General features: G+C 73.9%; 14 protein-coding genes. 7 read left to right on the plus strand and 7 right to left on the minus strand.

Annotation, left to right across the window (positions count from 1 at the left end; all coding sequences use genetic code 11):
- Positions 1-6: 6 nt before the first annotated feature.
- Both EBO35_RS00230 and EBO35_RS00235 read left to right on the plus strand, forming a co-directional pair.
- A complete protein-coding gene (locus EBO35_RS00230) occupies positions 7-1,035 on the plus strand; it encodes a hypothetical protein (protein WP_122815947.1) in 1,029 nt (342 codons plus the stop codon).
- Positions 1,036-1,066: 31 nt separating this feature from the next.
- Positions 1,067-1,954 carry an LLM class flavin-dependent oxidoreductase gene (locus tag EBO35_RS00235; RefSeq protein WP_122815948.1) on the plus strand — a complete coding sequence of 296 codons (888 nt, stop codon included), beginning with the start codon at positions 1,067-1,069 and terminating at the stop codon, positions 1,952-1,954.
- A 69-nt stretch (positions 1,955-2,023) separates the two neighbouring features.
- Here the strand turns inward: EBO35_RS00235 and EBO35_RS00240 are convergent, their stop codons facing one another.
- Positions 2,024-3,499 (minus strand): DHA2 family efflux MFS transporter permease subunit, encoded by a 1,476-nt coding sequence (locus EBO35_RS00240; protein ID WP_122815949.1) that lies wholly within the window; start codon positions 3,497-3,499, stop codon positions 2,024-2,026.
- 133 nt (positions 3,500-3,632) lie between these two features.
- Complete coding sequence (locus tag EBO35_RS00245; protein ID WP_122815950.1) at positions 3,633-4,121, minus strand: glutathione peroxidase; 489 nt, start codon at positions 4,119-4,121, stop codon at positions 3,633-3,635.
- Positions 4,122-4,183: 62 nt separating this feature from the next.
- On the opposite strand from EBO35_RS00245, the gene EBO35_RS00250 reads away from it, so the two are divergent.
- A complete protein-coding gene (locus EBO35_RS00250; RefSeq protein ID WP_122815951.1) occupies positions 4,184-7,090 on the plus strand; it encodes a DEAD/DEAH box helicase in 2,907 nt (968 codons plus the stop codon).
- Positions 7,090-7,785, plus strand: a complete 696-nt coding sequence (locus EBO35_RS00255; RefSeq protein ID WP_241153789.1) for an SWIM zinc finger family protein — start codon at positions 7,090-7,092, stop codon at positions 7,783-7,785. The genes EBO35_RS00250 and EBO35_RS00255 overlap by 1 nt, the downstream gene beginning before the upstream one ends.
- A gap of 83 nt (positions 7,786-7,868) precedes the next feature.
- On the opposite strand, the gene EBO35_RS00260 is transcribed toward EBO35_RS00255, so the two are convergent.
- From EBO35_RS00260 to EBO35_RS00280, 5 genes are all read right to left on the minus strand, one after another.
- Positions 7,869-11,456 (minus strand): M14 family metallopeptidase, encoded by a 3,588-nt coding sequence (locus EBO35_RS00260; protein ID WP_122815952.1) that lies wholly within the window; start codon positions 11,454-11,456, stop codon positions 7,869-7,871.
- 154 nt (positions 11,457-11,610) lie between these two features.
- Positions 11,611-12,186 (minus strand): SACE_7040 family transcriptional regulator, encoded by a 576-nt coding sequence (locus tag EBO35_RS00265; RefSeq protein WP_122815953.1) that lies wholly within the window; start codon positions 12,184-12,186, stop codon positions 11,611-11,613.
- 20 nt (positions 12,187-12,206) lie between these two features.
- The gene (gene metX, locus EBO35_RS00270; RefSeq protein WP_122815954.1) at positions 12,207-13,349 is read right to left on the minus strand and encodes a homoserine O-acetyltransferase MetX; all 1,143 of its coding nucleotides are present in this window, start codon (positions 13,347-13,349) and stop codon (positions 12,207-12,209) included.
- Positions 13,350-13,353: 4 nt separating this feature from the next.
- On the minus strand, positions 13,354-14,640 hold the full coding sequence (locus EBO35_RS00275) for an O-acetylhomoserine aminocarboxypropyltransferase/cysteine synthase family protein (protein ID WP_122815955.1): 1,287 nt from the start codon (positions 14,638-14,640) through the stop codon (positions 13,354-13,356).
- Positions 14,641-14,803: 163 nt separating this feature from the next.
- Positions 14,804-15,733: an MBL fold metallo-hydrolase gene (locus tag EBO35_RS00280; protein ID WP_122815956.1), complete on the minus strand. Its 930-nt coding sequence runs from the start codon at positions 15,731-15,733 to the stop codon at positions 14,804-14,806.
- A 60-nt stretch (positions 15,734-15,793) separates the two neighbouring features.
- On the opposite strand from EBO35_RS00280, the gene EBO35_RS00285 reads away from it, so the two are divergent.
- From EBO35_RS00285 to EBO35_RS00295, 3 genes are read left to right on the plus strand one after another with little or no spacing between them, the layout of a single operon-like run.
- Complete coding sequence (locus EBO35_RS00285; RefSeq protein WP_206422622.1) at positions 15,794-17,365, plus strand: carboxyl transferase domain-containing protein; 1,572 nt, start codon at positions 15,794-15,796, stop codon at positions 17,363-17,365.
- 8 nt (positions 17,366-17,373) lie between these two features.
- A complete protein-coding gene (locus EBO35_RS00290; RefSeq protein WP_122819173.1) occupies positions 17,374-19,311 on the plus strand; it encodes an acetyl/propionyl/methylcrotonyl-CoA carboxylase subunit alpha in 1,938 nt (645 codons plus the stop codon).
- On the plus strand, positions 19,308-20,243 hold the full coding sequence (locus EBO35_RS00295) for a hydroxymethylglutaryl-CoA lyase (RefSeq protein WP_122815957.1): 936 nt from the start codon (positions 19,308-19,310) through the stop codon (positions 20,241-20,243). The genes EBO35_RS00290 and EBO35_RS00295 overlap by 4 nt, the downstream gene beginning before the upstream one ends.
- Positions 20,244-20,247: the final 4 nt, after the last annotated feature.

Raw genomic sequence — 20,247 nt, forward strand, 5'->3', positions numbered from 1 at the left:
TGCCGCATGACGCATCCCGGCCCCGACGGTCACCTCGCCTCGCCCGCCGCTCCCGAGCCCCCACCCGCGGCCCCGGCTGCTCCCGCCCGCGATTGGCACCGCGACCGGGACCGTCCGCTGGTCGCGCTGGGCGTCGCGCTGCTGGCCACCGCCGTGGTGCTCGCGACGCTCCACGGCCGCGACGACGGTGGTCTGGTCGGGTCGATGGTCGCGGTCGGCGTGCTCGCCGCCGCCGGACTGCTCGCGCTGGCCGCCGGCGCCCACCTGCTCGGCCGGGCCGCCGGCCGCCCCAACGACCCCGCGACCGACCTGGTGGCGTGGCCCGGCGCGTTCGGGGCTGCCTCGGTCGGCCTGATGATCGCGGTGATCCTCGACGACGCCCAGGTCACGGCGTACGTCGGCGGCCTCGTGGTCCTGGTGCTCTCGGGCGTCGGCCTCGCCCTGACCGGCCGGGCGCCGTTCGCCGTCACCGGGGTGCTGGCCGCCGGTGTCGTCTTCGGCCAGGCGGTCGACGACGTGCTGCCGCTCGGCGACGCCGACGACCCGCACCTGATCGGCTCCACCCTGGCGCTCACCGCCTTCGCGGTGCTGGCCGCGGCGCTCACCTGGCGGTTCCCGATCCGCGCGGTGAGCGCGGTGACCGCCGGCGCCGTCACGGTCCTGGGATTCGCGACGCTCACCGGGGCGCTCGCCTTCGAGTCGGCCTTCCAAGTGGCGATGGCACCGAGCGGGTCCGGCGACGAGGGTGCCGACTGGCTGATGTCGGAGACCCGGGACCTGAGCACCGACGGCTGGACCGTGCTCGCCCTGGCGGTGCTGCTGGTCCTCTTCTGGACGGCGTGTGCGGTGGTCACCGGTCACCAGGGCTTCCGCCTGCTGGTGGTGGCGATGGCGGTGACGATCGTCCCGCTGATCCTCATCGTGCTGCAGTCCGACCACCCGGCCCGGTGGGCAGCGGTCCTGGCGGTCGCCGGCGCCGCGCTGCTGGCCGCCGTCGCGTGGCCCCACCGTCGAGGGCGCCCCGTGCCGGCCTGAGCCGGCCGGAGCCGACCTCTAGGGTCGACCCATGCGCTTCGGCCTGACCCTGCTGCCCGACGTCCCCTGGGCCGAGGCCTCGCGCCGGTGGACCGCGACCGAGGAGCTGGGCTTCGACCACGCCTGGACCTACGACCACCTGGTCTGGGGCGGGCTCCCGGACCGGCCGTGGGGCGGCGCCACCCCGGTCCTGGCGGCGGCGGCCGCGGTGACCTCCCGGATCCGGCTCGGCACCCTGGTGGCGGCGCCGAACTTCCGGCACCCCTACCAGCTGTTCCGCGACGCGCAGGCCCTCGAGGACATCTCCGGCGGCCGGTTCGTGCTCGGGCTCGGCGTGGGCGGGAACGTCGATGCGCAGGTGCTCGGCGGCGACCCGCTGACCGTGCGGGAGCGGGTCGACCGGTTCCAGGAGTTCGTCGGGCTGCTGGACCGGCTGCGCACGGAGGACCACGTGAGCGGCTCCGGCCGCTGGTTCGGCACCGAGGACGCCCGCACCGTCGGCGGCCTGGCTCGTACGCCGTACCTGATCGCCGCCAACGGTCCCCGGTCGCTGCGGTTCGCGGCCCGGGCCGGGGACGCGTGGGTGACGACCGGTCCGGCCGATGCGGACTCGCTCGACGCGTGGTGCGCCGGGCTCGCGGCCGCGGCGGCCACCTTCGGCGAGGCGCTGGTCGAGGCGGGCCGGGACCCGGCCGCGGTGCCGCGCGCCGTCATCACCGACGCGACCCCGCACCTGTCCGGCACCGGCCGGTACGCCCTCGCGAGCGTGGGCTTCTTCGAGGAGGTCGCGGGCCGGGTGGGCGAGCTGGGCTTCACCGACCTGATCACGCACTGGCCCCGCACCGACACGGCGTACGTCGGGACCGAGGCCGTGCTCGAGACGGTCGCCCGCGACGTGCTGCCCCGGCTGCGGGACTGACGACGGACGCCCGGCGCGGCGGCTGCCGGAGCAGCCGCCACGCCGGGCGTCGTCAGGTGCGGCCTGCGGTCAGTGACCGGCCAGCACGGTCGGGTCGACCGGCCGCTCGGCCTTCTGGCGCGGCAGGAAGAACGCCGGCAGCAGCACGACCAGGATCATCACGGCCGCGATCCAGAACGTGTCGCTGAAGACGCCGGCGATGTCGGCCGGGATCGTCGCGGGCGAGCTCAGGTCGACGTCGTTCTTCATGCCGTTGGTGAGCAGCACCGAGAAGATCGCGGTGCCGATCGAGGCGGCGACCTGCTGGACGATGTTCAGCAGCGTCGACCCGCGGGCGACCGTGTGGCCGCGCAGGGTCTGCAGCGCCGCGGACATGATCGGCATCATCGTCGCGCCCATGCCCAGGCCCATCACGAACAGGGCGGCCATCAGGAACAGGTAGGACGTCTCGTGGTCCAGGGTGGCGAACATGCCCATCCCGATCGCGATCACGAGGACACCGGGCAGCACGATCTTGCCGGGGCCGATCCTGTCGCTGAGGATGCCGGCCAGCGGCATCACGAGCATCGCGCCGAGACCCTGCGGGGCGAGCAGCAGGCCCGCGTTCAGCGCGCCCTCGCCGCGGACGTTCTGGAAGTACAGCGGGAAGAGCAGGCTGGCGCCGAAGAACGCGATCGCGAACAGCGTCATCGCCAGGATCGCGACTGTCATGTTGCGGTTCTCGAACAGCCGCAGGTCGACCAGCGGGTGCTGGTTGCGGCGGGCCAGCGCCCACGGCACGAAGGCGGCGATGAGCAGCAGGCCGATGATCGCCGGGACCAGCACCTCGGCGTCCAGGATGGTGCCGGTCTCCGGGATGGTGGAGACGCCGTAGAGGAACAGGGCGAGACCGGGGGAGAGCAGCACCATGCCCAGCCAGTCGAAGGACTCCGACGGCTCGGGAGCGTCCGAGGGGAGCACCTTGGCGGCGTACACCAGCGAGATCGCGCCGATCGGGATGTTGATCAGGAAGATCCAGTGCCAGCTGGCGCTGTCGATCAGCGCGCCGCCGACGATCGGGCCGAAGATCGGGCCGAGCAGCATCGGGATGCCCATCACGGCCATCACCCGGCCGATCCGCTCCGGGCCGGCGGCCCGGGTCAGGATCGTCATGCCGAGCGGGACCAGCATGCCGCCGCCGAGGCCCTGCAGGACGCGGAACGCGACCAGCATCTCCAGCGACGTCGCCAGCGCGCAGAGCGCGGAGCCGGCGGCGAACAGCACGATCGCGATCAGGTAGAGCCGCTTGGTGCCGAACCGGTCGGAGGCCCAGCCGGTCAGCGGGATGACGCTGGCCAGGGCCAGCGTGTAGCCGGTCATCGTCCAGGCGACCTGCGCGGTCGTGGCGTCGAACTCCCGCTGGAAGGTCTCCAGGGCCACCGAGACGACAGTGACGTCCAGGATCGACATGATGGCGCCGAGGACGACGACGCCGGCGACGACGAGGACGCCGCGGTCCAGCTTGTCGGCGCCCGGGGCGGGGGAGGGTGCGGTGTCGGTACTCACCGCATGAGGCTAGGGGCGCAGGTCCCGAACGCACACACCGAAGGCCCCCGTGAGGGGGTGGGATCTCTCACGGGGGTGCTCGGGAATAGATCGGTGGTGCTGGGCGCCGGGAGATGCCCCGGCGGGCGCCGGGTCAGCCGACGAGACGCTCGACGGCGTCGACGAGCGCCGGGTCCTCGGGCTCGACCCGGGGGGAGAACCGGGCGACGACCGTGCCGTCGGCGGCGAGCAGGAACTTCTCGAAGTTCCACTGCACGTCGCCGGCCTCGCCGGCCTCGTTCGGGGTCGTCACCAGGGTCTCGTAGAGCGGGTGCCGGCCCTCGCCGTTCACCTCGACCTTCTCGGTCATCGGGAACGTGACGCCGTAGGTGCTCGAGCAGAACTCGGCGATCTCCTCGGGGCTGCCCGGCTCCTGGCCCATGAACTGGTTGCAGGGGACGCCCACGACCGTGAAGCCGCGGTCGGCGTACTGCTCCTGGAGCTTCTCCAGGCCGGCGTACTGCGGGGTCAGGCCGCACTTGCTGGCGACGTTGACCACGAGGGCGGGCCGGCCGCCGGTGAGTTCGCCGAGCGTGGCGGGCGTGCCGTCGAGGCGGCCGATCGGGGCTTCGAGGATGCTCATGACCGGAGCCTAGTGACCTGTCCGGTGGGAGATGTCGGGAGCGCCGATTACCGTCACCCCTCGTGAGCTTCGTCCCCGTCTCCGGTCCGGCGCTCTTCCGACCGGCCGAGCCGCCCCGGGACGGGGTCGTGGAGTTCAGCGACGGGGCCCGCACGGTCGTGCTGCCGATGCGCTCCGCGCTGCCGGTGCTCACCCGCGCCCAGGCCCGCGAGGGCACCCATCCGAGCGTCTCGCTGCTGGCCGGGGCCGCCGTGCTCGGCATGCGCCTGGTGGCGGCCGGGCGCTTCGAGCCCGCCGACACCGTCCCGCCGAGCTGGCGGGTCGCCCCGCTGACCGCCGAGGACCGCGAGCGCATCGACCTGCTGGCCGGCTCCCGGCTCGCCGACGGGGTCGAGGAGCCCGCCGACGTCGTACGCCGGGTGCTGGACGCGGTCGTCGACGCGATGCCGCGCAGCGCCCCGGTGGCGCCGTCGCGCACCCGGCTGCGTCCGAGCCGCCCCACCCGCCCGGCCGTGCCGCCGCCGGCCCGCCCGTCCGCGCCGGAGCGGTCCGGGGTCGGCTCCGAGCCGGCGGACCCCGACGACTTCCGGGCCCGGCTCCGCGCCCGGATCGATCGGCACCGCGCGCCCGGCGCCCGGGACGGGGCCGAGCTGCCCCAGCTGGTCTCGATCTCGCTGCGGGTCGAGGCCGCCGAGGAGGAGCTGGTCGCCGGCGCGGTCCGGCTGGTGCTCCAGGTCCACGACGAGCGCAACCCGCTGCACGTGTGCGACGCGGCGCTGCTGTGGCTGGAGGACGGCGCGGGGGAGGGCGGTCACGGGTTCGGGGACCGGGCCCGCACCCACGCCACGATCGCGCTGCGTGCCGCCGCGGAGGCCTGGCCGGTGCTCGACCGGCTCCTCGAGCTGCGCGTCCCCGACGAGATCACCCTCGACGGCGACGAGATCGCCAGCCTCCTGCAGGACGGCGTGGGCGCGCTGCGCGAGCGCGGCGTCGACGTGCTGTGGCCGCGCAGCCTGGGCCGCGACCTCACCTCGACCGCCGTGCTCGACCGGGCCGGCCCCCCGCAGCAGCAGGAGGAGCCGCTGCAGGAGGGGGTCTTCAACCGGGAGGCGCTCTTCGCGTTCCGCTGGCAGCTGGCGGTCGGCGGCGACCCGCTGACCGAGGAGGAGATGGAGGAGCTCGCCGGCTCCGCCTCACCGATCCTGCGGCTGCGGGGCAGCTGGACGGTCGTCGACCCGGCCACCGCGCGCAAGGCCCGCAAGCGGCTGCTGCGCACCGCTCACGCCGGGGAGGCGGTCGCCGCCGCGCTCACCGGCGTCGCCCCCGTGCCCGGCGCCGGCTCGGACGGCGAGCAGGCGGAGGTCGTCGTCGGCGCGTCGCTGCTGGCCGACCGCCAGCGGCTGGTCGAGGCATCCCGACGCGAGCCGGTGCCGGTCCCGGCCGGGCTGACCGCGACCCTGCGCGACTACCAGCGCCAGGGCCTCACCTGGCTGGCCGAGCTGACCGACCTGGGCGTCGGCGCCTGTCTGGCCGACGACATGGGCCTGGGCAAGACCGTCACGCTGATCGCGCTGCACCTGCACCGCGCCGAGCAGGCCCGGAGGTCCGGGGGAGCCGGCGCCGGCCCGACCCTGGTCGTCTGCCCGGCCAGCCTGCTCGGCAACTGGGAGGCCGAGGTGCACCGCTTCGCGCCCGGCGTGCCGGTGCGCCGCTTCCACGGCGGGGAGCGGAGCCTGGCCGGACTGGCCCGGACCGGCCCGGGCTTCGTGCTCACCACCTACGGCACCATGCGGGTCTCGGCCGCCGAGCTCGCGACCGTCCCCTGGGGACTGGTGGTCGCCGACGAGGCCCAGCACGTCAAGAACCCCCGCTCCACCACGGCGCGGGCGCTGCGCACGATCCCCTCGGCCGCCCGGGTCGCGCTGACCGGCACCCCGGTGGAGAACGACCTCTCCGAGCTCTGGGCGATCCTGGACTGGGCCACGCCCGGGCTGCTCGGCAGCCGCAACGCCTTCCGCAAGGTCTGGGCGGCGCCGATCGAGTCCGGGCTCGAGCCCACCAAGGCCCGCCAGTTCGCCGACCTGATCGACCCGTTCCTGCTGCGCCGGCGCAAGACCGACCCCGGGATCGCCCCCGAGCTGCCCGCCAAGACCGAGACCGACCACCCGCTGTCGCTGACCCGCGAGCAGGTGGTCCTCTACGAGGCGTTCGTGCGCGACACCATGGCCCGGGTCGAGCGGGCCGAGGACGAGGCGACCCGCCGCGGCCTGGTGCTGATGCTGCTCACCGGCCTGAAGCAGATCTGCAACCACCCCGCGCACTTCCTCAAGCAGTCCGGGGCGGTCCGGCTGGCCGGCCGCTCGGAGAAGCTCGACCTGATCGACGAGCTGCTCGCGACCGTCCTCGCCGAGGACGGGGCCGCGCTGATCTTCACCCAGTACGTCGAGATGGCCCGGCTGCTGCAGGCGCACCTCACCCACACCGGCGTCCCCCACCAGTTCCTGCACGGCGGCACCCCGGTGCGGGAGCGGGAGGCGATGGTGCGCCGCTTCCAGGACCCCGAGGACCCGGACAGCGTCCCGGTCTTCCTGCTCTCCCTCAAGGCCGGCGGCACCGGCCTGAACCTCACCCGGGCCGACCACGTCATCCACCTGGACCGCTGGTGGAACCCGGCGGTGGAGGAGCAGGCCACCGACCGCGCCTACCGGATCGGGCAGACCCGCCCGGTGCAGGTGCACCGGATGATCACCCGCGGCACGGTCGAGGAGAAGATCGCCGAGCTCCTCGCCCGCAAGCGCGCCCTGGCCGACGCGGTCCTGGCCCGGGGCGAGGCCGCGCTGACCGAGCTCAGCAACGCCGACCTGCGCGACTTCGTCGCTCTGCGTTCTGGCGACTCCGTCGCCGGGCGTCCAGGCGACTCAGCCGCTCTGCGTTCTGGCGACTCCGTCGCCGGGCGTCCAGGCGACTGATGACCGCGGTCCTGCACCCCCGCTTCGCCGCCCGCCGCTCCGCGGCGCGGGCCGGCACCTGGTGGGGCAAGGCGTGGGTGCGCGCGGTCGAGGAGGCGGCGTACGCCACGGAGGACCTGGCCGCGGGCCGCCGACTGTCCCGCTCGGGGCGGATCGGCCAGATCGAGGTCGACTCCGGCGGGTTCGTGGCAGCTGTCGAGGACGACGGCGGGGTCTGGACGGTGGTCGGCGCCGTCCCGCCGCTCGGCGAGGAGGAGCGGGACGCGCTGGTCGAGACGGTCGCGGCCGAGGCCGGGCGGGTGGCGGCGCTGCTGGCCGGCGAGCTGCCGCACTCGCTGGCCGAGCACGCGGAGGAGGCCGGCGTCGAGCTGCTGCCCTACGGCGGCGAGCTCGGCACCACCTGCACCTGCGACGCGTGGGCCGACCCCTGCCCGCACGCCCTCGGCGTGCTGCACCAGATCGCCTGGCTCCTCGACGCCGACCCGTTCGTGCTGCTGCACCTGCGCGGGCTGCCGCGCGAGGAGCTGCTGGCCCGGCTGCACGGGCGCCAGGGCGGAGATCACCAGGCCGCTCCGGCGGCCGACCCGCTGGCCGCCGACCCCGACCTCGCGGTCGCGCTCGACGCCGTGGAGCGGGCCCGCCGGGTCGTGGAGCTGCTCGAGCAGGACGCGGGGCCGGCCGACCACCTGTTCTAGGCGGGCGCCACGACCACCCGGAACGGCGGCGGGGCCGGCAGCACCCGAGGTGCTGCCGGCCCCGCCGGTCGAACCGAGCCGGGTCAGCGGACCACGCGCACCACCCTGCGGGTCGTGGACGCCTTGACCGTCGAGCTGCCGGTGTAGCGGACCTTGAGGGTCTTCCGGCCGGGCTTGCCGAGCTTGGCCAGCGTGAGCACGGCCCGGCCCTTGGCGTTCACCTTCGCCGTGCCGAGGAGCCTGCCGCCCGAACGGACGACGACCTTGCCGCTCACGGCGGCGGAGGCGGTGACCTTGACGGTCAGCCGCGGCCGGGTGCCGCGGGTGATCCTGCCGGGAGCCACCTTGACCACGGCGACCTTCGACGTGACCTTCGCGGCGGCCTTGACCTGCATCACGACCGGCGCGGAGGAGCTCGCGGCGGTCAGGTCGTCACCGGAGTACGTCGCGGTGACCGGCACCGATCCGGCCTTGGTGAACGGACCGACCGGCCCGCTGCCCTTGCCGCCGGGACCGAGGTCGATGGTCCCGACCGTGGCGCCACCGGCCTTGAGCGTGACCTTGCCCGAGGGGGCCAGGCCGAACTCGTTGGTCGCGGTCACCGAGACCGTGGCCGTGGCCTTGCCGCCCTGCTTGACCTGGGTGGGCTTCACGCTGAGGGCGACGGTCGACACGGCCGCCTTCAGCTGCCAGGCCGGGTCGGCGATCGCCTTGCGGTAGCGCTGGTCCGTGGCGTCGGCCGGGTTGTAGCCCGCCTCGACGTTGCCGGACGCGTCGACGGCGTACCAGTAGACCTTCGTGCCGACGGGCACCCGGATCCGCTCGCCGCCCTCGCGGTCACCGGCGGTCCGCCACTGCTGGGCGTTGGCCTTCGTGGGGGCCGAGCCGTCGGTGGTGTAGTAGACCTCCGCCGCCTCGTCGGTGCTGAACTCGAACTCCACGACGCTCGGGTCGGACGTCTCGAGGAACTCCAGCTTCGAGGTGGGGCCGGTGACGTCGACGTCGTGGGCCCGGGCCACCCGGAGCAGCTCGATGATGCCGTTGGCGTACTCCTGCGATTCCGGGTGCGCGCCGGGACCGGTGGGGACCAGCGGCTCGAACGGCGGCTGGAAGGTCCGGCCGACCTCGAAGTTCCACCCGTACAGGCCGTACTTGTACCAGGCGAGGTCGCCGGAGTTGCCGGCCGCCGAGTAGAGCACGTCGACGATCGGACCGGTGCGCGCCGGGGTCACGGTCATCCCGCGGTCCCGCTTGATGGCGGTCAGGATCCGCTCGGAGGCCTGCCAGAAGTAGGCCTCCTCGCCCACGGTCGCCCGAGGAGCGGTGACCCGGCCCTCGCTCTTGTAGGAGCCCGGCGCCCACATGAAGTAGTCACCCGAGGAGTGCATGTTCATCGAGTACCGCATGTTCGGCCGCGCCATCATCCAGTCGACGTTGCGCGCCTCCGGCTCCGAGAGCTCCGCGGGACCGGCGTAGGTGTCGCTGGTGCAGTTGGTCGGCGAGGCGCCGGAGTACCCGTCGTGGGCGCTGTACTCGGTGAAGTTGCGGTTCAGGTCGACGCCCCAGCTGTTGCGAGCGGTGGCGTCGTAGTTGCCGCCCTTCGCGCAGTGGCGGGTCATGTTGCGACGCTGCGAGGCGAAGTCGAAGAAGGAGTAGTGGCCACCGTCGGGGTTGATGGACGGCGCGATCCAGATCTCCAGGTTGTCGACCAGCTCGCGGGTCGGCGCGTGCGTGGCGTAGTTGCGCAGCAGGCGCTCCGCGACCTCGACGGTGACCAGCGGCGGCACCCACTCGCGGGCGTGCTCCTGGGCGTAGGCGAGGACACCGGGCTTGGAGCCGTCGCGGGTCTTGCCGATCTTCAGCGCGTAGACCGGGTGCGGGTCACGGGAGACCCAGGCCGGCGCGTTGAGGTTGTCGCTCAGCGCGACCACCGGGGTGGCCCGGACGACCCCGGTCCCGGTCTCCGCACGGTAGGTGTAGGCGTCGACCAGGGCCGTGGCCGCGGCGTTCGCGTTGATCGCCGCCACCACCTCGGCCGCGGTGGTGGTGATCGCGCCGTCGGCGCCGGTCGCGGCCGACACGGTCACCGAGGTGCCGGCGACCGTGACGGACAGCTGCGCGTTCGGCGTGCCCGGGTCGACGATCTGGGCGGTGAGGCCGTTGCCGCCCTCGTGGCCCCAGGCGCGGGACTCGATGCCCACCCGGGCGTCGTTCGCGACGACGGGCGCCGGGACGAACTGCCCGGTGACGGTGTTGCCACCGTTGCGGACCTTGGTGGCGTCCTGGAGCGAGATCCCGACGGTCGGGATCGTCACCGGGGTCGTGGCCCCGGTCGGCGTGGCGCTGCCGCTGGGAGCGGTGGCGAGGCCGGTGGTCGCGTTCACGAGCGCGACCGCGCCCGCGCCGGCGTTCTGGGCGTTGAGGACCTTGTCGGCCAGGCTGCACTCACCGCGGTCGATCACCGCGATCGCGCCGGCCGGAAGCCCGGAGATCGGGCCACAGCCCATGGTGGGGGTGGCGTTCGGCCAGGCGGTGTTCGCGGCGGCGCTCACACGACGCACGGGGACCGCGGCCGGCGTGGTCGCGCCGGTCGGCGCCAGGGCACCGAAGTCGCCGCTGGTCGCGGCGGCGTAGGAGATCTCGACGTTGCGGCCGTCGATGGTGGTGACGATCCGGTTGGACGCCTCCAGCATCGCCTGGGCCTTGCGGCGGTAGCCCGCGGACCGGTTCGGGAGCTCGACGACCTCGGCGAGCTGGGGGTAGGTCGCGGCGAGCTGCTCGACCCGGCTGTAGAGCTCGGTGGGCACGAGGTACTTCGAGATGAAGTCCTCCTGGTAGCCGGCGCCCTTGAACGGGTCGGACTCCGACCCGGTCGGCAGCCAGTCGTTCACCTTGACGATCGCCACGTCGCCGCTGGGGCTGGTGATCCGGACCCGGTCGGGGCGGATGGCCTCGCCGCGCACGTCGACCTGCACGTTGCTGGCGCCGAGGTGGTAGAGGTACACGCCGGCATCGACGAACCGGTTGATGGTCTGCGTGCCGCCGGAGCCCAGGGCGGTGCCGGGGCCGCTGTCGCGCTCGACGGTCAGCGGGGTGGTCGCGGACTGGCCCTCGGCCCACTTGGCCTCGACCGAGAGCACGCCGGTGCCGAAGCTCGTGTAGTAGTCCGCACGGATGATCCGCACGTCGGAGCTGTCAGCGGGGGTGGAGCCGGGCAGCGGGCGCGCGCCCACCGTGGCGCCCTTGGCGAGCGAGCGGTTCGCGGCCTTGTCGGCGGTGACTGCCCACTCGCGCTCGGTGAGGGCCCGGGCGGAGTCAGCGGAGGTGAAGAGCACCTCCCCGAACGTGTAGCCGGCGCGGGTCAGCGCCGCGATCTCGCTGTCGGTGACGACGGCGCGGACGGTGATCCCGGCCTCGGTCTGCTCGACACCGTGCTCGAGGTCGACGCCGGTCGCGACCAGGCGGTCCATCTCGGCGGTGTCGGAGAGCAGGACCTCGACGACCATCGCCTCCTCGTCGGGCTGACGGTCGAGCACGACGCCGGGGGTGGCCGGGGCTGCGGTGACGCTCGGGCTCTCGGCGACCGCCAATGCGGCCGAGACGAGCGCGACCGAGCAGGTCAGCGCGAGTCCGCGCCCCGCCCAGCGGCGCCGTCGAAGGTGGAGGGACATGTGACTCCTTCACGAGGGACGCGTCGCGAGCACCACCGTGTGCACCGCCGGGGCGGACGCGGGGGAAGGAGAGGAGCGAGCGAGGTGTCTGAGGATGGTTCTTGAAACCAACCAGTTGTCAGACAGCCCGTCAATGAATTCCTAAAACTCAGTCTTAAAGGGTGGGGGCCGGCGTCGGCAGGCCCAGCGCCGCGCCGGCCATCCGGCACAGCAGCTCGTGCATGGGCCGGTCCGGCAGCAGGCCGCTGTGCGGGGTGGAGTTGAGCAGCCCGAACGCCGCGTGCGCCATCGCCCGCGCCCGGTCCGGGTCGAGCCCGCCGTGCAGCAGCCGCAGCTGGGCGGCCCACAGCTCGACGTAGGCCCGCTGCAGGGCGCGGACCCGCTCCCGGGCCTCGTGCGGCAGCGAGGACCAGTCCCGGTCCTGGACCACGATCAGCGGGCGGTGCCCCAGCGCGAAGTCGGCGTGCCAGTCGACCAGGGCGCGGACGGCGGCCGCGGGGTCCGGCGCGGCGGCGACCCGGTCCCGGCCGACCGTCAGCAGCTCCTCGCTGATCGAGACCAGCATCTCGGCGAGCACGGCGTCCTTGGAGGCGAAGTGCTTGTAGAGCGCCGGTCCGGTGATCCCGCACGCCGCGCCCAGGTCGGCGACCGAGACGCCGTGGAAGCCGCGCGCCGCGAACAGCCCCGCGGCGGTGGCCAGGATCTGCTCCCGGCGGGTCGGTGCGGTCACCGGCTCAGGTTAACGGTGGTTCACCGGTCGGCGCGGAGGGCCTCGCGGATCCGGTCGTGGTAGCCGGGCGGCTCGAGCAGGAACGAGTCGTGGCCGTACGGCGAGGACAGCTCGGCGAGGTCCACCTCGTGCCCGAGCCGCTCGAGCTCGGCCGCCAGCCGCCGGGACTGGCCGGTGTCGAAGCGCCAGTCGGAGTCGAAGCTGGTGACCTGGAAGCGGGTGCGCGCGCGGCGCAGGGCCGCCTCGGTGGCGGCCTTGGCGGCGTCGTCGCTGCCGTCCTCGGGGAACGGGTCGAAGTAGTCCAGCAGCCGGGTCAGGTACAGGTAGGACAGCGCGTCGAAGCGGTCCAGGAACGTCTCGCCCTGGTGCTGGAGGTAGTGCTCGACAGCGAAGTCCGGCCCCATCCGCCAGTCGGTGCCGGTGCTGTCGCGGCGGTGGCCGAACTTGGCCTCCAGCGACTGCGGCGAGACGTAGGTGATGTGGGCCATCATCCGGGCGATCTTCTGCCCGTGCCGGGGCACGACGCCGTGCTCGACGTACCGCCCGCCGTGGAACTGCGTGTCGCTCAGGATCGCCTCGCGGGCCACTGCGGAGAACGCGATGTTCTCCGGGGTCAGCCGGGACGACGCGGCGACCAGCACCGCCCGGTCGATCTCGTCGGGGGCGTCGATCACCCACTGCAGCACCTGCATGCCGCCCAGGGAGCCCCCGACCGCGGCGTACAGGCGCTCGACGCCGAGGTGGGCGAGCAGCCGGCGGTGCACCGCGACCAGATCGGCCATGTGCAGCATCGGGAAGTCCAGGAAGTACGGCGTGCCCGTCGCCGGGTTCGTCGACAGCGGCCCGGTGGTGCCCGAGCAGCCGCCGAGCAGGTTCGCGGAGACCACGAAGAACCGGTCGGTGTCGACCGCCTTGCCGGGACCGATCAGGTTGTCCCACCAGCCGCGCCGCTTGGCGCCCAGGTGCAGCCCCGCGGCGTGCGCGTCTCCGGTGAGGGCGTGGCAGACGAAGACCACGTTGTCGCGGGCCGGGGCGAGCCGGCCGTAGGTCTCGTAGGCCACCTCGACGGAGTCGAGCCGGCCGCCGCCACGCAGGAGCAGCGGGTCGTCCTCGGTGGCGAGGACGGCCCGCTGCGTCTCGACGTACCCGAGAGCTCCGGTCATCTGGTCACTTGCTGGCGGCGAGGGCCTGCTCGAGGTCGGCGATCAGGTCCTCCGGGTGCTCGATGCCGATCGAGAGCCGGACCATGTCCTCGGGGACGCCGGCGGCCACGAGCTCCTCGGGGGTGAGCTGGCTGTGGGTCGTGGTGGCGTTGTGGATCGCCAGCGACTTGGCGTCGCCGATGTTGGCCAGGTGGCTGAAGAGCTCCAGGGCCTCGATGAACTTCTTGCCGCCCTCGCGGCCCGAGCGCAGGCCGAAGCTGAGCAGGCCGCCGTACCCCTTGCCGGTGAAGGTGCGGTCCGCGACGGCCTTGTAGGGGCTGTCGGGCAGGCCGGGGTAGCTGACCCAGGAGACCGCCTCGTGGTCCTGGAGGTACTGCGCGATCGCGAGCGCGTTCTGGCTGTGCCGCTCCATGCGCAGGTGCAGGGTCTCCAGGCCCTGGAGGAACAGCCAGGAGTTCAGCGGCGCGACCGCGGCGCCGGTGTTGCGCAGCAGCACGGTGCGGGCGCGGATGATGTAGGCGAGCTCGCCGGCCGCCTCGGTCCACACGGCGCCGTGGTAGGCCGGGTCCGGCTTGGTCAGGCCGGGGAAGCGGTCGCTGTGCGCGGCCCAGTCGAACTTGCCGGAGTCGACGATGACGCCGCCGATCGAGGTGCCGTGGCCGCCGATGTACTTGGTAGCGGCGTGCACGACGACGTCGGCGCCCTGGTCGAAGGCGCGCACCAGGTACGGCGTGGGGGCGGTGTTGTCCATGATCAGCGGCAGCCCCAGCGCGTGGGCGGCCTCGGCCCAGGCCGGGATGTCGACGACGTTGATCTTCGGGTTGCCGACGGTCTCGCCGAAGACCAGCTTGGTCCGCTCGTCGACGTGCTGGGCCAGGTCCTCGGGCTTCTCGGGGTCGACGAAGCGGACCTCGATGCCGAACTGCGGCAGCGTGTGCGCGAACAGCGCGTAGGTGCCGCCGTACAGCGTGGAGAGCGCGACGATGTTGTCGCCGGCATAGGTCAGGTTGAGCACGGCGTACGTCGTCGCGGCGGAGCCGCTGGCGGTGGCCAGCGCGCCGACGCCGCCCTCGAGCCGGGTCATCCGCTCCTCGAAGACCGACTGGGTCGGGTTCATGATCCGGGTGTAGATGTTGCCGGGCTCGGCGAGCGAGAACAGGTTCGCGGCGTGCTCGGTGTCGTCGAAGACATAGGACGTGGTCTGGTAGATCGGCACCGCGCGGGCGTTGGTGGCCGGGTCGGCCTCTTCCTGGCCGGCGTGCACGTTGAGGGTCTCGGGGCGGTAGGTCATGGCTGCTCCTGGTCCTGATCTGGGGGCTGGGCTCCGGTGCCGGTGGCGGCACCCGGTTCGGGCCTCGCGTCCGACGTCCAGCCTAAAGTAGAGCAAACCAGTGGACTTTAGGGGTCCCGATGGGTGAACGGCGCCGGCCGGCAGGTGGGGCCGGGGTCGCCGCTCAGGCTGCGGGCAGGTCCGCCCAGGGGTCCTCGCGGCGGAAGACCTGCGGCAGGTGCAGTGCGACGCCGTCGTCGGCGGCGAGACCGCTCAGCACCCGCATCGTGGCGCGGAGGTCGTCCCCGGCGTACGGCAGCGCGCGCAGCGGCCGGTCCAGCCCCCGGAAGAAGTCGTCCCAGTGGGTGAGCACCACCCGGCGGGCGCCGACCGTGCGCACGGTGTGCTGCCAGTAGGCGTGCAGGTACGCCTCGTCCTGGACGCCGAGCTGGCCGACCCCGAGGTAGGCGACCTCAGCGGTGTGCCCGGCCAGCGCGCCCGGCAGGTAGCCGGCGCTGCCCTGCAGCAGGGCGGTGTGGCCGCTGGTGTGCTCCACCAGGAGTGACCAGGCCTCGCCGCAGCGGTAGGCGCCCAGCCGCGCGGGCGGCACCACGGGCGCGGTGATCGGTCCGGGGAACCGGTCCGGGGGGCAGTGCTCGGAGGCCACCCAGGTGAGCGTGAACGGACCGTAGGTGCGCGGCTCGCCGGGCACCACGACCTGCACCTGCTCCTCGGGCAGGCCGCCGCCGCGCCCCACGTGCGCCGCGGACTCGCCGCCCACCAGGACGGCGCCGGTCCGGTGGGCGACCGCCGCGCTGTCCAGGGCGTGGTCGTAGTGGGTGTGCACCGGGGCGAGCGCCAGCAGCCGGTCGACCCCGACCCGGGAGAGGGCGGCGTCGATGCGCCGGGCGTCCGGTGCGATCCGGCCCCGGGCCAGCCGCGCCAGGCCGGGGCGGCTGAAGAACCCGTCGGTCATCACCGCGGACTCGCCGTCGTCGAGCAGCAGCGTGGCCACCCCGAGGAACGTGACGCCCAGCCGTCCGGGGCTGGCCGCGGGCACGTCGAAGCGATCGGCGTACGGACCCAGCGCGGGCCGGCCCAGCTTGAGGCGCATGGGGGGACGGTAGCGGCCTTCCCCTCGACGCGGTGGTTAACGATCGCTAACCTCGGAATCGTGACAGAGGACCTCAGGACGCTGGTCGCCCAGCTGCGCGACCGTCTCGCGACCGCTCGCCTCGGCGGCTCGGAGACCGCGCGGGCCCGGCACACCGGCCGCGGCAAGCTGCTGGTGCGGGACCGGGTGGACCGGCTGCTGGACCCGGGCAGCCCGTTCCTGGAGATCGCGCCGCTGGCGGCCTACGGGCTGTACGGCGAGCCCGGCGAGGAGCACGCGGTGCCCGCGGCCGGCGTGGTGGCCGGCATCGGGCGGGTCAGCGGTCGCGAGTGCGTGGTCGTGGCCAACGACGCCACTGTCAAGGGCGGCACCTACTACCCGCTCACCGTCAAGAAGCACCTGCGCGCGCAGGCGATCGCCGCGGAGAACAACCTGCCCTGCCTCTACCTCGTGGACTCCGGCGGCGCGTTCCTGCCGATGCAGGACGAGGTCTTCCCCGACCGCGAGCACTTCGGGCGGATCTTCTTCAACCAGGCGCAGCTCTCCGCGCGCGGCATCCCGCAGGTGGCCGCGGTGCTGGGCTCGTGCACCGCCGGCGGCGCCTACGTCCCGGCGATGTCGGACGAGACGGTCATCGTCAAGGACCAGGGCACGATCTTCCTCGGCGGCCCGCCGCTGGTGAAGGCCGCCACCGGCGAGGTCGTCACTGCCGAGGAGCTCGGTGGCGGGGAGGTGCACGCGCGCACCTCCGGGGTCGTGGACCACCTCGCCGAGGACGACGCGCACGCGCTGGCGATCGTGCGCGGGATCGCCGACACCTTCGGCCCGGCCCCCACCGCGCCCTGGGAGGTCCGCGCCCCCGAGGAGCCGGTGGAGGACCCCGAGACCCTCTACGACGTGGTGCCGACCGACCCGCGCACGCCGTACGACGTGCGCGAGGTGATCCGCCGGGTCGTCGACGGCAGCCGGTTCGGCGAGTTCAAGCAGCTCTACGGCGAGACGCTGGTGACCGGGTTCGCGCACATCTGGGGTCACCCGGTCGGGATCGTCGCGAACAACGGGATCCTGTTCAGCGAGTCGGCGCTGAAGGGCGCGCACTTCATCGAGCTGTGCAACCAGCGCGGGATCCCGCTGGTCTTCCTGCAGAACGTCAGCGGGTTCATGGTCGGCCGGGAGTACGAGAACCGCGGCATCGCCCGGGACGGCGCGAAGCTGGTCACCGCGGTGGCGTGCAGCGTGGTCCCGAAGCTGACCGTGGTGATCGGCGGCTCCTTCGGGGCCGGCAACTACGGCATGTGCGGGCGGGCCTACGACCCGCGGTTCCTGTGGATGTGGCCCAACGCGCGGATCTCGGTGATGGGCGGCGAGCAGGCAGCCACCGTGCTGGCCACGGTCCGCCGCGACGGGATCGAGGCCCGGGGCGGGGAGTGGCCGGCCGAGGAGGAGGCCGCGTTCAAGGCGCCGATCCGGGCGCAGTACGACGAGCAGGGCTCGGCGTACTACTCCACGGCCCGGCTCTGGGACGACGGGATCATCGACCCCGCCGAGACCCGCCGGGTGCTCGGCATGGCCCTCGCGGTGGCCGGGAACGCCCCGGTGCCCGCGCCCTCCTACGGCGTCTTCCGGATGTGAGCCCGACCATGCGACCCGAGCCCGAGCCCATCCACACCCTGCTGGTCGCCAACCGCGGCGAGATCGCGCTGCGGGTGATGCGCAGCGCGCACGGCCTCGGGATGCGCACCGTGGCCGTCTTCACCGACCTCGACGCGGACGCGCCGCACGTGCGGTCGGCCACCGAGGCGGTCCGGATTCCCAGCTACCTCGACGTCGACGCGGTCGTCGCCGCGGCCCGCGACAGCGGCGCCGACGCCGTGCACCCCGGCTACGGGTTCCTCTCCGAGCGCGCCGAACTGGCCCGCGCCCTCCAGGCCGCGGGGATCCGGCTGGTCGGCCCGAGCGCCGAGGTCATCGACCTGATGGGCCGCAAGGACGCCGCCCGCGAGGTCGCGCTGGCGGCCGGCGTGCCCGTGGTCCCGCAGGGCGAGCCCGGCAGCCCCGGCGGCTTCCCGGTCCTGGTCAAGGCCGCCTCCGGTGGCGGCGGCAAGGGCATGCGGATCGTCCGGGCGGCGGAGGAGTACGACGCCGCGGTGGCGGCCGCGAGGCGCGAGGCGCAGGCGGCGTTCGGCGACGACACGCTCCTGGTGGAGAAGTACGTCGAGCACGGCCGGCACCTGGAGGTGCAGGTCCTCGCCGACACCCACGGGAACGTCTTCCACCTCTGGGAGCGCGACTGCTCGGCCCAGCGCCGGCACCAGAAGGTGCTCGAGGAGGCGCCCGGACCGACCGTCGACGCGTTCCTGCGGCACCGGCTGACCACGGCGGCCGTCGAGCTGGCCCGCCAGGTCGGCTACGTCGGCGCCGGGACCGTGGAGTTCCTCCTCGACGCCGACACCGGCGAGTTCTACTTCCTGGAGATGAACACCCGGCTCCAGGTCGAGCACCCGGTCACCGAGGCGGTCACCGGGACGGACCTGGTCGCGCTGCAGCTGCGGGTCGCCGCCGGGGAGGAGCTGGACTACACCCAGGACGAGCTGGTCCGCGGGATGCAGGGCCACGCCATCGAGGCCCGGGTGTACGCCGAGGACGCGTTCGGCGGCTTCCTGCCGCAGGCCGGCACCGCCTCGATCGTGCGCTGGCCCGGCCCGCCCGAGGTGGAGACCTCCGCCGAGGCCACCACCGTGCGGGTCCACCACGCCCTGGAGGACGGGCAGGTCGTCTCCACGGCGTACGACCCGATGCTCGGCAAGGTGATCGTGCACGGCCCCGACCGCGAGTCCGCCCGCCGCGCGCTGGTCGACGCCCTGGACCGCACAGCGATCCTGGGGCTCACCACCAACACCGGCTTCCTGCGCGCGCTGGTGGCGAGCGAGGAGTTCCGCGACGCCGCCGTCGACACCGCCTGGCTGGACACCGCGCAGATCCCCGAGCCCGCCGCGGACGTGCCCCGGCTGATGGCCGCCTGGGTGGCAGCGATGCTGCTCGCCGGCGACCCGGGCGACCCGTTCCGCGCCGACGGCTGGCGCTCCGCGGGCGACCCGGCCCCGGTCCGGGTCGAGCTGGACCGGCCGGTGCTCGTGGACCGGGCCCGCGGCACCGTGGACGGCGTACCCGTCCACCAGCACTCGGCGGCCGACCACGTCCTGGTGCTCACCGTCGACGGGCGGCGGCACCGGGCGGTCCTCAACGTCCAGCCGCACGTCGCCGAGGTCGTCCACCTCGGCCAGCGGTTCGTCTTCCGCCGTCCCGACGTGCTCGCCGACCACGGCCCGGTGGTCGGCGACGGCACCGTGGCCGCCCCCATGCCCGGCACCGTGCTCGAGGTGGCAGTCGCGGCCGGTGACGTCGTGACCGAGGGCCAGGCGCTGGGCATGATGGAGGCGATGAAGATGGAGCTGACCCTGCGCGCGCCGTACGCCGGCACCGTGACCCTGGTCGAGGCCGCCGCCGGCCGCCAGGTGCCGCTCGGCGCCGCGCTGTTCCGCGTCGAGGCCCCGCCCGCCCCGGAGGCCACCCCATGACCACCCTGCCGATGACCGTCCGCGAGGACGGGCTGCCGGCGCGGGTCACGATCTACGAGGTCGGGCCCCGCGACGGGCTGCAGAACGAGGCCGCGCTGGTGCCCACCGAGGTCAAGGCCGAGTTCGTCACCCGGCTGGTCGCGGCCGGGTTGCCGACTGTCGAGGCGACCAGCTTCGTGCACCCGCGCTGGGTGCCGCAGCTGGCCGACGCCGGCGACCTGCTCGGGCTGCTCGGCGACCGGCTCGGCGAGGCCGCCCGCGACCTGCCGGTGCTGGTGCCGAACGACCGTGGCCTGGACCGCGCCCTGGAGCTGGGCTGCCGCCACGTGGCGATCTTCGGGTCCGCGACCGAGACCTTCGCCCGCAAGAACCTGAACCGCTCCCTGGACGAGCAGTTCGCGATGTTCGAGCCGACCGTGCGCCGCGCCCGCGACGCCGGGCTCGAGGTCCGCGCCTACCTGAGCATGTGCTTCGGCGACCCGTGGGAGGGCGCGGTCCCGGTCGAGCAGGTGGTCGCGGCCGGCACCCGGCTGATGGACCTCGGCGCCAGCCAGCTCAGCCTCGGCGACACGATCGGGGTCGGCACCGCCGGCCACGTCGGCGCGCTGGTCGCCGCGTTCGGGGCCGCGGGCCTGGGCCTGGACCGGCTCGCGATGCACTTCCACGACACCTACGGCCAGGCCCTGGCCAACACCTACGCCGCGCTGCGCGCCGGCATCACGACGTACGACGCGAGCGCCGGCGGCCTCGGCGGGTGCCCGTACGCCGAGAGCGCGACCGGCAACCTGGCCACCGAGGACCTGGTCTGGATGCTCGACGGCCTGGGCGTCGAGCACGAGGTCGACCTCGACGCGCTGGTGGACACCAGCCGGTGGATGGCCGGGCACCTGGGCCGCCCCAGCCCGTCGGCCGTGGTGCGCGCCCGCAGCTGACGCC

Source organism: Nocardioides pantholopis (assembly GCF_003710085.1).
Lineage (GTDB): Bacteria > Actinomycetota > Actinomycetes > Propionibacteriales > Nocardioidaceae > Nocardioides > Nocardioides pantholopis.